This window comes from Rhodovulum sp. BSW8, assembly GCF_003314725.1.
GTDB lineage: Bacteria > Pseudomonadota > Alphaproteobacteria > Rhodobacterales > Rhodobacteraceae > Rhodovulum > Rhodovulum visakhapatnamense.
In genome coordinates this window covers 577,328-592,042 of the sequence record NZ_QNVX01000005.1, presented here as the reverse complement: position 1 = coordinate 592,042, position 14,715 = coordinate 577,328, and the positions used below count along the sequence as shown (strand labels likewise).

Sequence of the window (14,715 nt, the reverse complement as noted above, 5' to 3'; positions counted from 1 at the left end):
CCCCGCAGCCGCCCCGCGCGCGACCGCCCCGGCCGCCGCCGCCGCCCCCGCAGCCCCGGCCGAGCCCGGCGCGGTGCTGAGCCCGCTGGCGGGCACCACGGTCAGCGTCGCGGTGTCGGTCGGCCAGAGCGTCGCCGCGGGCGATCCGCTGCTGGTGCTGGAGGCGATGAAGATGAACACCGATATCCGCGCGCCGCAGGCCGGGACCGTCAGCGCGCTTCACGTGGCCCCCGGCGCGACCGTGACCGAGGGGCAGGTCCTGCTGGTGCTGTCCTGAGGAGGCGCGTCCGATGCAGCCCGATCCGCTGAGCGCCCGGCTCGAAAGCCTTGTCGGCATGACCGCCCTGCCCGATGTCACCTGGCAGATGGCGGTGATGTGGCTGATCGTGGCGGGGCTGTTCTACCTCGCCATCTTCCGCAAGTTCGAGCCGCTGCTGCTGGTGCCCATCGCCTTCGGCGCCCTGCTGGCGAACCTGCCGACCGAGGGGCTGGTGAACCCGCCCGGCGACGGCGTGGCGGGGGGGCTGTTCCATTACATCTCGCTCGGCGTCGATCTCGAGCTGTTCCCGCCGCTGATCTTCCTGGGCGTGGGCGCGCTGACCGATTTCGGGCCCCTGATCGCCAATCCGCGCACGCTGCTTCTGGGGGGCGCGGCGCAATTCGGGGTCTTCGCCACCTTCCTCGGGGCCACGCTGATCGGCTTTTCCCCGCAGGAGGCAGGCGCCATCGGCATCATCGGCGGCGCCGACGGGCCGACCTCGATCTTTCTGGCCAACAAGATGGCGCCGCATCTCCTGGCCCCCATCGCGGTCGCGGCCTACAGCTACATGGCGCTGGTGCCGCTGATCCAGCCGCCGATCATGCGCGCCCTGACCACCGAGGCCGAACGCAAGATCCGGATGCAGTCGCTGCGCCCGGTCTCGCGGCTGGAAAAGCTGATCTTCGCCGGGCTGGTGACGGTGGTGGTGATCCTCCTGGTGCCCGCGGCCTCGGCGCTGATCGGGATGCTGATGCTGGGCAATGTGCTGCGCGAAAGCCTGGTGACCGAGCGTCTGGCCAAGGCCGCGCAGAACGAGGTGATCAATGTCGTGACGATCCTGCTGGGCACCTCGGTCGGGATCACCATGACCGGCGAGCGGTTCCTCAATGCCGACACGCTGAAGATCCTCGGGCTCGGGGTGATCGCCTTCGGGATCGCCACCGCCGCGGGCGTGCTGATGGCCAAGGCGATGAACCTGGTCAGCCGCACCAAGATCAACCCGCTGATCGGGTCTGCCGGGGTCTCGGCGGTGCCGATGGCCGCCCGCGTCAGCCAGATCGAGGGCCAGCGCGCCGACCCGGGCAACTATCTTCTGATGCATGCCATGGGCCCGAACGTGGCGGGCGTGATCGGCACGGCGGTGGTCGCGGGCTATTTCATCGCCCAGTACGCCGGTTGAAGCAGAGGCCTCTTGTCGCAGGCGGGGCGCTGCCGCCCCGCCGTTTTCGCTGGCCCCTTGCCAACCGGCGGGCAATCCCGCCTGCCTTTGCGTCCGGCCCGGCAAGTTGCCGTTGACCGCCCGGCCGCAACCGGATTTGCTGTCGGGGCCTTCGACAACGAACAGATCACCGGCATGACTGATGGGACAGGGTGCCGGGATCCCATGAAAGGTACAAAATGACCCTACACACGTTTCTCACCACCTCGGCGCTTGCGCTGACCATGGCCACGGCCGCCGCCGCGCAACAGACGCTGGTCTATTGCTCGGAGGGCTCGCCCGAAGGGTTCGACCCGGCGCTCTATACCTCGGGCACGACCTTCGACGCCGCCGGACAGGCCGTCTATGCCCGCCTCGTCGAGTTCAAGACCGGCACCACCGAGGTGATCCCGGGGCTTGCCGAAAGCTATGACATCTCCGAGGACGGCAAGACCTACACCTTCCATCTGCGGCCGGGCATCAAGTTCCAGACCACCGATTTCTTCACGCCGACGCGCGACATGACCGCCGATGACGTGATCTTCAGCTTCATGCGCCAGCTCGACCCCGAGAACCCCTTCCACGACGCCTCGGGCGGCACCTTCGAATATTTCAACGCCATGTCGATGCCCGACCTGATCGAGAGCATCGAAAAGGTCGACGACCTGACCGTCGCCTTCAAGCTGACCCGGCCCGAGGCCCCCTTCATCGCCAACATGGCGATGGATTTCGCCTCGATCATGTCCAAGGAATATGCCGATCAGCTGCTGGATGCGGGCACGCCCGACATGCTGAACCAGCAGCCGCTGGGTGCCGGCCCCTTCGCCTTCGTCGCCTATCAGAAAGACGCGGTGATCCGGTACCGCAAGCATGAGGGCTTCTACCGCGAGGGGCTGCCGAAGCTCGACAACCTGATCTTCGCGATCACCCCCGACGCCTCGGTCCGCTACCAGAAGCTGAAGGCGGGCGAATGCCATGTCATGCCCTTCCCGAACCCCGCCGATGTCGCGGCGATGAAGTCCGAGGACGGCATCACCGTGCAGGAGCAGGAAGGCCTGAACGTGGGCTACATGGCCTACAACACCCAGCAGCCGCCCTTCGACAATCCGAAGGTGCGCCGCGCGCTGAACATGGCGATGGACAAGCAGGCCATCATCGACGTTGTGTTCCAGGGCTCGGGCGAGATCGCCAAGAACCCGATCCCGCCGACCATGTGGAGCTATAACGACGCGGTCGAGGACGATGCCTACGATCCCGAAGCCGCCAAGGCGATGCTGGAGGCCGAGGGCGTCACCGATCTGTCGATGAAGGTCTGGGCGATGCCGGTGCAGCGGCCCTACAACCCCAACGCCCGCCGCATGGCCGAGCTGATCCAGGCCGATTTCGAGAAGGTCGGGGTCAAGGCCGAGATCGTGTCGTATGAATGGGGCGAATATCTCGACCGCTCGAAAGACGTGGACCGCGACGGCGCGGTGCTGCTGGGCTGGACCGGCGACAACGGCGACCCGGACAACTTCCTGGCCACGCTGCTCAGCTGTGACGGCGTCGGCGGGGCGAACCGGTCGCAATGGTGCTATCAGCCCTTCGAGGACCTGATCCAGAAGGCCAAGACCCTGCCGACCCAGGCCGACCGCGCCAAGCTTTACGAAGAGGCTCAGGTCATCTTCAAGGAGCAGGCCCCCTGGGCCACCATCGCGCATTCGAAGGTCTTCATGCCGATGCGCGACGAGGTGCAGGGCTACAAGGTCCACCCGCTCGGGCTGCACATCTTCACCGAGGTCAGCCTCGAAAATTGATCGCAGATTGATCGAAAAATAGGCGGCGGGGCTTTACAAGCCCCGCCTCTCAGGGCAATGGGCGCGGCCATGACACACGCCCGCCCCCAGAGCTGACACGGGTTTTCCCAACATGCTCAAGTTTTTCCTCGCAAGACTTCTCACCTTCGTCCCGACCTTCATCGGGGTCACGCTGATCTCCTTTGCCTTCATCCGCGTCCTGCCCGGCGATCCGATCATCGTCATGGCGGGCGAACGCGGCCTGTCGGAGGCCCGCTATCAGGAACTGCGCGAACAGTTCGGCTTCGACCAGCCGCTGATCGTCCAGTTCTGGGACTACCTGACCGGTATCCTGCACGGCAATCTCGGCATGAGCTACGTCACCAAGAAGCCGGTCTGGGACGAGTTCTTCGCCCTCTTCCCGGCCACCGTCGAGCTGTCGCTCTGCGCCATCGTCATCGCCATCTGCCTCGGCATCCCCGCGGGCGTGATCGCCGCGGTGAACCGGGGCAAGTTTTTCGACCGGGCGCTGATGTCGACGGCGCTGGTGGGCTATTCGATGCCGATCTTCTGGTGGGCGCTGCTCTTGATCATCGTCTTCTCGGGCAACCTGGGCTGGACCCCGGTCTCGGGCCGGATCGACCTTCTGTACTACTTCCCCGACACGACCGGCTTCATGCTGATCGATTCGCTTCTGTCGGGCCAGAAGGGCGCCTTCGCCTCGGCGGTCGATCACCTGATCCTGCCCTCGATCGTGCTGGCGACGATCCCGCTGGCGGTGATCGCGCGGCAGACCCGGTCGGCCATGCTGGAAGTGCTGGGCGAGGACTATATCCGCACCGCCCGCGCCAAGGGTCTGGCCCCGATCCGGGTCAGCGGCCTGCATGCCCTGCGCAACGCCCTGATCCCGGTGGTGACGGTGATCGGGCTTTCCGTCGGCGTGCTGCTGGCGGGCGCGATCCTGACCGAGACGATCTTTTCCTGGCCCGGCATCGGCAAGTGGATGGTCGACAGCATCTACCGGCGCGACTACCCCGTCGTGCAGGGCGGCCTGCTGCTGATCGCCGGCATGGTGATGATCGTGAACCTGATCGTCGATCTGCTTTACGGCGTCATCAATCCCAAGATCCGGAAACGCTGACATGGTTGACGCGACCGCCGATGCGCCCCGCGCACCCCATCACCGCCCCGGCCGCCTGAAGGAGTTCTGGCGCTATTTCCGCGAGAACCGCGGCGCCGTGATCGGGCTTTACGTCTTCGCCTTCTTCGTCGTGCTGGCGCTGGGCGCGGACATCTTCGCCCCGCACGACCCGACCCAGCAGTTCCGCGACCACACGTTGCTGCCGCCGTTCTGGACCGCCGAGGGCAGCTGGAGCTTTCCGCTGGGCACCGACCCGCTGGGCCGCGACATCCTCTCGCGGCTCCTGCACGGAGCGCGCTATTCCTTCTTCGTGGGCCTCGTCGTCGTGGTGCTGGCCGCCTCGACCGGCATCCTGATCGGGCTGGTCGCGGGGTTCGCGCCGAAATGGCTCGACACCGTCATCATGCGGCTGATGGACATCATCCTGTCCTTCCCCTCGCTTCTGCTGGCGCTGGTGCTGGTGGCGATCCTCGGACCCACGCTTCTGAACGCGATGATCGCCATCGCCGTCGTGCTGCAACCCCACTATGTGCGCCTGACCCGCGCCGCGGTGATGAGCGAGCGGACCCGCGACTATGTCACCTCGGCCAAGGTCGCGGGCGCGGGGCTGGGGCGGCTGATGTTCATCACCGTGCTGCCGAACTGCCTGGCGCCGATCATCGTGCAGATGGCGCTGAGCTTCTCGAACGCGATCCTCGACGTGGCGGCCCTGGGCTTTCTGGGCATGGGCGCGCAGCCGCCGACGCCCGAATGGGGCACGATGCTGGCCGAGGCCCGCGAATTCATCCTGCGCGCCTGGTGGGTCGTGACCTTCCCCGGCCTCGCGATCCTGATCACTGTGCTGTCGATCAACCTGATGGGCGACGGGCTGCGCGACGCGCTCGATCCCAAACTGAAGCGGAGCTGATCCCATGGCGCTCCTGTCCATCCGCAACCTTTCGGTGGAGTTCTCGACCGCGGGCGGCCCGTTCCGGGCCGTCGACGGGGTCGATGTGACCGTCGACACGGGCGACATCCTCGCCATTGTCGGCGAAAGCGGGTCCGGCAAGTCGGTCTCGATGATGGCGCTGATGGGGCTTCTGCCCTGGACCGCGCGCATCACCGCCGACGAGATGAGCTTCGACGGCACCGACCTGCGCCGCCTGACCGCCCGCCAGCGCCGCCAGGTGATCGGCCGCGACATCTCGATGATCTTCCAGGAGCCGATGACCTCGCTGAACCCGTGCTTTACCGCCGGGTTCCAGATCAAGGAGACGCTGCGCCAGCACCTCAAGCTCGACCGCCGCGCGCGCCATGCCCGCGCCATCGAGCTGATGGAGATGGTCGGCATCCCCGATCCCGAACGACGGCTGAACGCCTTCCCGCACCAGCTGTCGGGCGGCATGAGCCAGCGGGTGATGATCGCCATGGCGCTGGCCTGCCAGCCGCGCCTGCTGATCGCCGACGAACCCACCACCGCGCTGGACGTCACGATCCAGGCGCAGATCCTCGACCTGCTTCAGGGCCTGCAGCAACGCACCGGCATGGCGCTGATCCTCATCACCCATGACATGGGCGTCGTCGCCGAGACCGCCCAGCGGGTGCAGGTGCAATATGCCGGCCAGAAGGTCGAGGAACAGCCCGTCCGCGCGCTGTTCGAGACCCCGCACCACCCCTATACCGCAGCGCTTCTGGCCGCCCTGCCCGAACGCGCGACCGAACGGCGGCTGCCGACGATCCCGGGCGTCGTGCCGGGGCAGTTCGACCGGCCCGAGGGCTGTCTCTTCTCGCCGCGCTGCCGGTTCGCCGACGACACCTGCCGCCACAGCCCCCCGCCGGTGCAGCCGCCCGCGCTGGGGATCGCCCGCTGTCACTATCCGCTCGACACCGCCGCCACGGAGGCCGCCCGATGACCGCACCTGTCGTCGTCGCCGATCACCTCGCCCGCCATTACGAGGTCGGCGGCGGGCTCTTCTCGAAGCCCGCCACCGTCAAGGCGCTGTCCGAAGCCAGCTTTTCGATCGCGGCCGGAAAGACGCTGGCGGTCGTGGGCGAATCCGGCTGCGGCAAGTCCACGCTGGCGCGTCTGGTGACGCTGATCGAGGAACCCACGGGCGGCGCGCTGACGCTCGATGGCAAGGCCGCGACGCCCGAGAACTGGCGCGGGCTGCGCTCGACCGTGCAGATCGTGTTCCAGGACCCCTACGGTTCGCTCAACCTGCGCCACCGGATCGGCACGATCCTCGAGGAACCGCTGAAGATCAACCGCCCCGACATGTCCGCGAAGGACAGGTCCGAGAAGGCGCGCGAGATGATGCGGCTGGTCGGGCTTCGCCCCGAGCATTACGACCGCTTCCCGCACATGTTCTCGGGCGGGCAGCGGCAGCGGATCGCGGTCGCCCGCGCGCTGATGCTGGAACCCAAGCTGCTGGTGCTGGACGAACCCGTCTCGGCGCTGGATCTGTCGATCCAGAGCCAGGTGCTGAACCTGCTGCTCGATCTGCAGGAACGGATGGATCTGGCCTATCTCTTCATCTCGCACGACCTGTCGGTGGTCCGGCACGTGGCCGACGAGGTGATGGTGATGTATCTCGGCCGCCCGGTTGAGTTCGGGACCAAGGAGGACGTCTTCGCCAATCCGCGCCATCCCTATACCAAGGCGCTTCTGTCGGCGACGCCTTCGACCGAACCCGACCCCGCGCGGCAACGGATCAAGCTGCAGGGCGAGCTGCCCTCGCCGCTGGCGATCCCCGCGGGCTGTCCCTTCGCGCCGCGCTGCTGGAAGGCGCAGGACCGGTGCCGCCAGGACCGGCCCGAGCTGACCGGCGCCCCCCATGCCGCGGCCTGCTTCTTCCCCGAAGGCCTCTGACCCGACAAAACGGCGATGCAGAGTCCGGGCGGGCGACCGCACCCGCCCGCTCAATTGCACCTCGCGCGACATTTTCACCTGGCGGCCGCCGGGCGGCCCCGGCGCGCCCGGCATCGCTTGGAACGTCCGGACGGCTATGTTAACCATTTGACAATCCGAACGGATGAAGCCCGGAGGTGGGACGGCCTCCCGGCAAGAAAAGGGAGAACGAGGTGGCGAAAAAGGTATTCGTCGTCGGCACTTTCGACACCAAGGGCCGCGAGCTTGCGCATGTCGCCGGGCTGGTGGCAGATCAGGGGCTGGAGGTCGTCCAGGTCGACCTCTCGACCTCGCCCGGGCATCGCAGCGGCGCCGATGTGACCCCGGCCGAGGTGGCCGCCTGCCATCCCGAGGGGACGGGTGCGGTCATGACCGGAGATCGCGGCACGGCCGTTGCCGGAATGGCGGCGGCCTTCGAGGCCTTCGTCGCGACCCGCGCCGATATCGGCGCGATGATCTCGCTGGGCGGGTCGGGCGGCACGGCGCTGGCGGCGCCCGGGATGCGCGCCCTGCCCGTGGGTGTGCCCAAGCTGATCGTCTCGACGCTGGCCTCGGGCAATGTGGCGCCCTATGTCGGCCCCTCCGACATCACCATGATGCCTTCGGTGACCGACGTCGCCGGGCTGAACCGGATCTCGCGGGTGATCCTCGGCAATGCCGCCCGGGCCATCGCGGGCATGGCACAGGCCGCGCCCGAGGCGGCGGGCGACGACCGCCCCGCCGTCGGGCTGACCATGTTCGGCGTCACCACGCCCTGCGTCACGCATCTGACCGACCGGCTCGGGGCCGAGGTCGACCCGATCGTCTTCCACGCCACCGGCACCGGCGGACAGGCGATGGAAAAGCTTGTCGATTCCGGCATGATCTCGTCGGTCATCGACACCACGACGACCGAGATCTGCGATCTGCTGTTCGGCGGCATCCTCGCCGCGACCGAGGACCGGCTGGGCGCCATCGCCCGCACCGGCATTCCCTATGTCGGGTCCTGCGGCGCGCTCGACATGGTCAATTTCGGACCCCGATCTTCGGTCCCCGACCGCTATGCCCACCGGCAGTTCTATCAGCACAACCCGCAGATCACCCTGATGCGGACCACGCCCGACGAATGCCGCCAGATGGGCGAATGGATCGGCGCCCGGCTGAATGCCTGCAAGGGTCCGGTGCGCTTCCTGCTGCCCGAGGGCGGGGTGTCGATGCTGGACGCGCCGGGCATGCCCTTCGAGCTGATCGACGCCCGCAGCGCGCTGTTCGCGGCCCTGGAGGCCACGGTCGAGCAGACGCCCGACCGCCGCCTGATCCGGTTGCCCCACAACATCAATGACGCCGCGTTCTCGGACGCGCTGTACATCCACTGGAAGGAGATCGCCTGATGGCCCGGTTCGAACGCAAGGATCTGCTGGAGAAATTCCGCGGCATGATCGCCGAGGGCCGCCCGATCATCGGCGGCGGCGCGGGCACCGGCCTTTCGGCCAAATGCGAGGAAGCCGGCGGCATCGACCTGATCGTGATCTACAATTCGGGCCGCTACCGGATGGCGGGCCGGGGCTCGCTGGCCGGGCTTCTGGCCTATGGCAATGCCAACGAGATCGTGGTCGAGATGGCCCGCGAGGTGCTGCCGGTGACGAAGACCACCCCGGTTCTGGCGGGCGTGAACGGCACCGACCCGTTCTGCAACTTCGATCCGTTCCTGGACCAGCTGAAGGCCATCGGCTTCTCGGGCATCCAGAACTTCCCGACGGTCGGGCTGATCGACGGCACCTTTCGCCAGAACCTTGAGGAAACCGGCATGGGCTACGGGCTCGAGGTCGATCTGGTGGCGCTGGCGCGCGCCAAGGACATGCTGACGACGCCCTATGTCTTCGACACCGATCAGGCCCGGGCAATGGCCGAGGCGGGCGCCGATATCGTGGTGGCGCATATGGGGCTGACCACGGGCGGCGCCATCGGGGCCGATACCGCGATCTCGCTGGAAGACAGCGCGGTCAAGGTCCAGTCCATCGCCGAGGCCGCGCTGAGCGTGCGCAAGGACATCATCGTGCTGTGCCATGGCGGGCCGATCTCGATGCCCGAGGACGCGACCTATGTGCTGTCGAACGCGCCCGACTGCCACGGCTTCTACGGCGCCTCCAGCATGGAGCGGCTGCCGACCGAAACCGCGCTGATCGACCAGACGCGGCGGTTCAAGACCATCACCCGAGGCTGACAAGGGAGGACATCATGGCCAGGGCCTATGCCAGCGCGGTGATCCCCGCGCCCATCGAGAAGGTCTGGGAAATCCTGCGCGACTTCAACGGGCTGCCCAGCTGGCACCCGGCGATCGAGCGCAGCGAGATCGAGGACGGCCGCAGCGCCGATGCCGTCGGCGCGGTGCGGTCCTTCCATCTGGCGGGCGGCGCCGGGCATGTGCGTGAAAAGCTGCTGTCGCTGGACGACAGCGCGTTCACGCTGAGCTACAGCTTCGTCAAGCCGGCCTTCCCGGTCGAGAACTACATCGCCCGGATCGCGCTGTTCCCGGTCTCCGAGACCGGCGAGACCTTCGCGCTCTGGGAAGCGGTCTTCGACGAGGCGCCGGAAGACCGGGGCAAATACGGCCCGGTGATTTCCGAAGGCGTCTTTGCCGCAGGCTGGGCCGCGCTGAAACGCCACCTCGCCTGATCGTCGCTGCGGTCGGCGGCCCGCGCCGCCGACCCGCCCCCTTGCCGGGCCGCCCGCGCCCCGGTCGGACCTGATCCCCCGCTCCCGCCGGACCGCCCCCGGACCCGATCCCGACCGCTCCGGCGGGACCGGGCGCAAAGGTGCGGCCGATACCCCTCCCCGCCTGCGGTGCCGCGTCCCTTGACCGGTCACGGCCCGGACGCTGACAGCGGCCCGGACGCCCGACGCAAAGCGGCCGGACCTTCCCCTTGGGGAAGGTCATGGCCCGTGGCGTCATCGCGTCGGGATGCCGCCTCTGCCCACACAGGCCGCGCCAGCGCGGACCTGCCGGTTTGTCACAAGACCGATACATGCCGTCGTTAACCGGACCGCGAGGGACCACCCCCTTCTTCCTTCCACAGCAGAGGTACCCATGCGAACTCTTCTTACAGCGCTCGCCGCCAGCACGATTCTCGCCGGTGCGGCGCAGGCCACGGCGGTCTATCCGCTCGACCGGGCGACGATCCTCGTGTCCTCGCCGTTCGACTTCAAGGTCGAGCTGGACGCGGTGCATCCCGAGGCCGACATTTCCGTGACCGTGAACGGCAAGCCCTATGCCGAAACCTTCGGCACCGCCGCCGAGTATGTCGCCGAAGAAAAGGGCGCCGATGACGCCGTGCTGGGATCGGCGCTGATCCTGCGCGATCTGGCCCTGGCCGAGCCGGGCAGCTACACCGTCGAGGTCAAGGCCGGCGACGAGACCAAGACCGTGACCTGGGAGGTCTACACCACCCCCGAGACGCCCAAGGCTAAGAACATCATCTTCTTCCTCGGCGACGGGCTGTCGGTCGCGCACCGGACCGCGGCGCGGATCATGTCGCAGGGCATGACCGAGGGCAAGGCGGACGGCCGTCTGGCGATGGACGATCTCGACCACATGGCCTTCATCGGCACCTCGTCGACCCATTCGATCGCGACCGACTCGGCCAACACGATGTCGGCCTACATGACCGGCCACAAGTCGCGGGTGAACGCGCTGGGCGTCTATGCCGACCGCACCGCGCCGACCCAGGACGACCCCAGGGTCGAGACCATCGCCGAGGCCCTGCGCCGCACCACCGGAAAATCCATCGGCGTCGTCACCACCTCGGAACTGGAAGACGCGACGCCTGCGGCCGTCGTCTCGCATACCCGCAAGCGCAGCGACAAGGCCGATATCGTGGGCATGTTCTACGACATCCAGCCCGAAGTGATGCTGGGCGGCGGCTCGGCCTATTTCCTCAAGTCCGACATCCCCGGATCGAAGCGGAAAGACGACAAGGACTATGTCGCGATGTTCCGCGAGGCGGGCTACACGCTGGCCACCAGCGCGGCCGAGCTTGACGCGGCGCGCGGCTCGAACAGCGGCAAGCTGCTGGGTCTTTTCCATACCGGCAACATGGACACCAAGCTTGACCGCAGCTTCCTGCATCAGGGCTCGGTCGGCAAGTTCCCCGACCAGCCGGGCCTGGTCGAGATGACCCGGACCGCGCTGGACGAGCTGTCGAAGAACGAGGACGGCTTCTTCCTGATGGTCGAGGGCGCCTCGATCGACAAGATGTCCCACCCGATGGACTGGGACCGCGCCGTCATCGACACCATCGAGTTCGACCAGGCCGTGGCCGCCGCGCGCGCTTTTGCCGAAACCCATCCCGACACGCTGATCGTCGTCACCGGCGACCACACCCATGGCGTTTCGGTGATCGGCACCATCGACGACGACAAGCCCGGCGACGAGATGCGCGAGAAGGTCGGCACCTATGACGCCGCCGGCTTCCCGACCTACACCGATGCCGACGGCGACGGCTATCCCGACAAGATCGACGTGTCGCGGCGGCTGGCGATCTTCTCGGGCAACTTCCCCGACTATTACGAAACCTGGCGGCCGAAGATGGACGGCCCGTTCGAGCCGTCGGTGAAGAACGAGAAGGGCGAATACGTCGCCAACGAGGCCTACAAGGACCTCCCCGGCGCCGTGCTGCGGATCGGCAACCTGCCGAAATCGGCCGATACCGCGGTCCATGCGGTCGACGACGTGGTGCTGCAGGCGACCGGGCCGGGCGCCGAGGCGTTCAAGGGCTACATGGAACAGTCGGACGTCTACAAGGTTCTGGCCGACGCCTTCGCGCTGGGCACCGTCCAGAAATGACCTGACGCGGGGCCTGTCCGGGCGGAACACCGTCCGGGCAGGCCCCATTCCTTTCCCCTGCCCCGGAAGACCGCCATGACCGACCCCGCCGCCCCCGACCGGACCCGCAGGCTGTGCCTTGCCGCCCTGCCCGGTCTCATGTTTCTGACCGCCCCCCGCCCGGCCGCCGCCGAAACCCCGCTGATCGGCTTCGACGAGCTTTACAGCGCCTTCAGCCCGCTGGGCCTGACCTTTTCGGACAAGGTGATCGCGCTGACCGGGCAGAGGGTGCGCATCCGGGGCTTCATGGCGCCGCCGCTGAAAGCGGAATCGAATTTCTTCGTGCTGACCGCGATCCCCATGGCGCTGTGTCCGTTCTGTTCGACCGATACCGACTGGCCCGACAACATCGTCGTGGTCTATCTCGACCGCAGCCAGACCTTCGTGCAGCCCAACCAGACCATCGAGGTCACCGGGCAGCTCGACCGCGGGTCCTGGGTCGATCCCGAGACCGGCTTCGTCAGCCAGCTGCGCCTGCGCGACGCGCGCTATTCCAAGGTCTGAACCGCCATGTTGGGTCTTCATCTGTCGTCTGTCGAAGTCGCCTATCCCGGCCTCGCCGCCCCGGTGCTGCGCATCCCCGATCTGGACATTCCCGCCGGTGCCCGCGTCGCGGTGACCGGGCCCTCGGGCTCGGGAAAATCGACGCTTGTGAACATCGTCACCGGCCTCGCCCCGCCCGGCAGCGGCTGCGTGCTGTGGGACGGCACCGATATCGCGCGCCTGCCCGAAGGCGCCCGCGACCGCTGGCGCGGCGCCAATATCGGTCTGGTGATGCAGGATTTCCACCTCTTCCCGGGGCTCTCGGCGCTTGAGAACGTGCTGTTGCCCGCGCGGCTGTCGCGGGTCGCCGATCAGGCCCTGAAGGACCGCGCCCGGACGCTGCTGGCCGAGGTCGGTCTGGACCGACCCGGCCAGCCGGTCGAGACCATGTCGCGCGGCGAGATGCAGCGCGTGGCGGTGGCGCGGGCGCTTCTGCGCGCCCCGGGGGTGATCGTCGCCGACGAGCCCACCGCCAGCCTCGACCCGGAGAACGGCGCGGCCATCGGCGCGCTGCTGATCGACCTCGCCCATCGCTCGGGCGCCACGCTGATCGTGGTCTCGCATGACAGCCGCCTGACCGCGCGGCTCGACCGGGTGCTGAGCCTCTCCGGCGGCGAGATCCTGTCCGACAGCGGCTGCGAAGGAGCCCGGCAATGATCCACTTCGTTCTGGCCGACCTGAAACGGTTTCGCCTCGGCTCGGCGGTCATCGTGCTGCTGATCGCGCTGGCGGTGGCACTGGGAACGACCGTCACCCTGCAGGAACGCGCCCTGCGTCTGGGCAGCGCGCGCGCCTCGGAAAAATTCGATCTGATCGTCGGCGCGCCGGGCAGCGCCACGCAACTGGTGCTGTCTTCGGTCTTCCTGCAGCCCGCGGCGCTGCCGCTGATGCCGGGCGACACGCTGGTCGCGCTGACCGAAGACCCGCGCGTGGCCTGGGCGGCCCCCATCGGCTTTGGCGATTTCGTGGCGGGTTTTCCGGTGATCGGCACCACCACCACGCTGATCGAGATGACGACGACCGGCTTTGCCGAAGGTCGCGCCTTCGCCGCCGAGGGCGAGGCGGTGATCGGCTCGGCGGTCGATCTGGCCCTGGGCGACACGCTGGTTCCGACCCATGGCAAGCAGGCCGAGGGCGGCCATGCCCATGCCGGTATCGCCTATCGCGTCACCGGGCGGCTCGACCCTACCGGCACCCCCTGGGACCGCGCCGTTCTGGTGCCGATCCAGGCGGTCTGGCATGTCCACGGGCTTGGGCACGAGGCGCATGACGGGCACGACCATGAGGCCGAGGGGCATGACGAAGAAGCGCATGACGCGGATGGGCATGACGAGGAGGACCACGCCCATGCCCATGCCGCCGGCGAAGACCACGCCGAAAACCATGGCGACGATCACGGCGACGCCGATCACGACGATCACGACAGCCATGACGCCCCGGCCTTCGACCCCGATGCGCCGCTTGACGAAACCTGGGCGGCGGGCGAGGCTCCGGGCCTTCCGGCGATCCTGGTCAAGCCCCGCAGCATCGCCGATGCCTACCGCCTGCGGCAGGACTACCGCGCGACGGGCGACACGCTGGCGGTCTTTCCGGCTGAGGTCCTGACCGGGCTTTACGCAATGCTGGGCGATGCCAAGCGGGTGCTGGTCGCGGTCGCGGTCGGCGCGCAGACACTGGTCGCCGCGGCGCTGTTGCTGGTGACGGTGATCCAGGTCGGCCAGCGGCGGCGCCAGATCGGGGCGCTTCGGGCCTTCGGCGCGCCGCGCGGGGCGGTCTTCGGCATCGTCTGGCTGGAACTGGCGCTTTTGTTCGGGACCGGCATCCTGCTGGGCCTAGGGCTGGGCTTTGCCGCGACCGAGGGTCTGTCGCGCGCCTTTGCGGCCGAGCGGGGCTTCCCGCTGCCGGTCGCCTTCGCCCCGGGCGACCTGCTGGGCTTCGGTCTTCTGGTGCTGGGGGCGGCGGGGCTGTCGGCGGTCCCGGCCTGGCTGGCCTATCGCCAACCCCCGGCGGCCGCCCTGCGCGACTGAGCGGTCGCGCGCATCGCGGCGCAG

General features: G+C 68.0%; 14 protein-coding genes. All 14 read left to right on the top strand.

Going from position 1 to position 14,715, the window contains the following annotated elements; translation table 11 throughout:
- The coding region (locus DSD19_RS05090; protein ID WP_133260358.1) for a biotin/lipoyl-containing protein at positions 1 to 277 on the top strand (277 nt) is incomplete at its 5' end.
- Positions 278 to 290: 13 nt separating this feature from the next.
- Positions 291 to 1,439, top strand: coding sequence for a sodium ion-translocating decarboxylase subunit beta (locus DSD19_RS05085; RefSeq protein WP_207802416.1), 1,149 nt, complete (start codon positions 291 to 293; stop codon positions 1,437 to 1,439).
- Positions 1,440 to 1,657: 218 nt separating this feature from the next.
- Positions 1,658 to 3,253, top strand: coding sequence for an ABC transporter substrate-binding protein (locus DSD19_RS05080; protein WP_113668756.1), 1,596 nt, complete (start codon positions 1,658 to 1,660; stop codon positions 3,251 to 3,253).
- 112 nt (positions 3,254 to 3,365) lie between these two features.
- Entirely contained in the window at positions 3,366 to 4,373 is a 1,008-nt protein-coding gene (locus tag DSD19_RS05075) for an ABC transporter permease subunit (RefSeq protein WP_075785931.1), read from the top strand.
- A gap of 1 nt (position 4,374) precedes the next feature.
- Positions 4,375 to 5,280 carry an ABC transporter permease subunit gene (locus DSD19_RS05070; protein ID WP_075785930.1) on the top strand — a complete coding sequence of 302 codons (906 nt, stop codon included), beginning with the start codon at positions 4,375 to 4,377 and terminating at the stop codon, positions 5,278 to 5,280.
- Between the two features lie 4 nt (positions 5,281 to 5,284).
- Positions 5,285 to 6,265, top strand: a complete 981-nt coding sequence (locus DSD19_RS05065) for an ABC transporter ATP-binding protein (RefSeq protein ID WP_075785929.1) — start codon at positions 5,285 to 5,287, stop codon at positions 6,263 to 6,265.
- Positions 6,262 to 7,221 (top strand): ABC transporter ATP-binding protein, encoded by a 960-nt coding sequence (locus DSD19_RS05060; RefSeq protein WP_113668755.1) that lies wholly within the window; start codon positions 6,262 to 6,264, stop codon positions 7,219 to 7,221. The genes DSD19_RS05065 and DSD19_RS05060 overlap by 4 nt, the downstream gene beginning before the upstream one ends.
- A gap of 212 nt (positions 7,222 to 7,433) precedes the next feature.
- Entirely contained in the window at positions 7,434 to 8,630 is a 1,197-nt protein-coding gene (locus DSD19_RS05055; RefSeq protein ID WP_113668754.1) for a Tm-1-like ATP-binding domain-containing protein, read from the top strand.
- The gene (locus tag DSD19_RS05050; RefSeq protein ID WP_113668753.1) at positions 8,630 to 9,463 is read left to right on the top strand and encodes a phosphoenolpyruvate hydrolase family protein; all 834 of its coding nucleotides are present in this window, start codon (positions 8,630 to 8,632) and stop codon (positions 9,461 to 9,463) included. The genes DSD19_RS05055 and DSD19_RS05050 overlap by 1 nt, the downstream gene beginning before the upstream one ends.
- Positions 9,464 to 9,477: 14 nt before the next feature.
- Complete coding sequence (locus DSD19_RS05045) at positions 9,478 to 9,915, top strand: SRPBCC family protein (RefSeq protein WP_113668752.1); 438 nt, start codon at positions 9,478 to 9,480, stop codon at positions 9,913 to 9,915.
- Positions 9,916 to 10,327: 412 nt separating this feature from the next.
- The gene (locus DSD19_RS05040; protein WP_113668751.1) at positions 10,328 to 12,082 is read left to right on the top strand and encodes an alkaline phosphatase; all 1,755 of its coding nucleotides are present in this window, start codon (positions 10,328 to 10,330) and stop codon (positions 12,080 to 12,082) included.
- A 75-nt stretch (positions 12,083 to 12,157) separates the two neighbouring features.
- Positions 12,158 to 12,625, top strand: coding sequence for a hypothetical protein (locus DSD19_RS05035; RefSeq protein WP_113668750.1), 468 nt, complete (start codon positions 12,158 to 12,160; stop codon positions 12,623 to 12,625).
- A gap of 6 nt (positions 12,626 to 12,631) precedes the next feature.
- Positions 12,632 to 13,321 (top strand): ABC transporter ATP-binding protein, encoded by a 690-nt coding sequence (locus tag DSD19_RS05030; protein ID WP_113668749.1) that lies wholly within the window; start codon positions 12,632 to 12,634, stop codon positions 13,319 to 13,321.
- On the top strand, positions 13,318 to 14,691 hold the full coding sequence (locus DSD19_RS05025; protein ID WP_113668748.1) for an FtsX-like permease family protein: 1,374 nt from the start codon (positions 13,318 to 13,320) through the stop codon (positions 14,689 to 14,691). Before DSD19_RS05030 ends, DSD19_RS05025 begins: the two co-directional genes overlap by 4 nt.
- Positions 14,692 to 14,715: the final 24 nt, after the last annotated feature.

What these genes read in the sequence shown, in the direction of transcription:
- DSD19_RS05030 (WP_113668749.1), top strand. Translation starts at nt 12,632, where the DNA reads ATGTTGGGTCTTCATCTGTCGTCTGTCGAAGTCGCCTATCCCGGCCTC.
- DSD19_RS05025 (WP_113668748.1), top strand. Translation starts at nt 13,318, where the DNA reads ATGATCCACTTCGTTCTGGCCGACCTGAAACGGTTTCGCCTCGGCTCG.
- DSD19_RS05070 (WP_075785930.1), top strand. Translation starts at nt 4,375, where the DNA reads ATGGTTGACGCGACCGCCGATGCGCCCCGCGCACCCCATCACCGCCCC.
- DSD19_RS05060 (WP_113668755.1), top strand. Translation starts at nt 6,262, where the DNA reads ATGACCGCACCTGTCGTCGTCGCCGATCACCTCGCCCGCCATTACGAG.
- DSD19_RS05035 (WP_113668750.1), top strand. Translation starts at nt 12,158, where the DNA reads ATGACCGACCCCGCCGCCCCCGACCGGACCCGCAGGCTGTGCCTTGCC.
- DSD19_RS05040 (WP_113668751.1), top strand. Translation starts at nt 10,328, where the DNA reads ATGCGAACTCTTCTTACAGCGCTCGCCGCCAGCACGATTCTCGCCGGT.
- DSD19_RS05080 (WP_113668756.1), top strand. Translation starts at nt 1,658, where the DNA reads ATGACCCTACACACGTTTCTCACCACCTCGGCGCTTGCGCTGACCATG.
- DSD19_RS05075 (WP_075785931.1), top strand. Translation starts at nt 3,366, where the DNA reads ATGCTCAAGTTTTTCCTCGCAAGACTTCTCACCTTCGTCCCGACCTTC.
- DSD19_RS05050 (WP_113668753.1), top strand. Translation starts at nt 8,630, where the DNA reads ATGGCCCGGTTCGAACGCAAGGATCTGCTGGAGAAATTCCGCGGCATG.
- DSD19_RS05045 (WP_113668752.1), top strand. Translation starts at nt 9,478, where the DNA reads ATGGCCAGGGCCTATGCCAGCGCGGTGATCCCCGCGCCCATCGAGAAG.
- DSD19_RS05085 (WP_207802416.1), top strand. Translation starts at nt 291, where the DNA reads ATGCAGCCCGATCCGCTGAGCGCCCGGCTCGAAAGCCTTGTCGGCATG.
- DSD19_RS05065 (WP_075785929.1), top strand. Translation starts at nt 5,285, where the DNA reads ATGGCGCTCCTGTCCATCCGCAACCTTTCGGTGGAGTTCTCGACCGCG.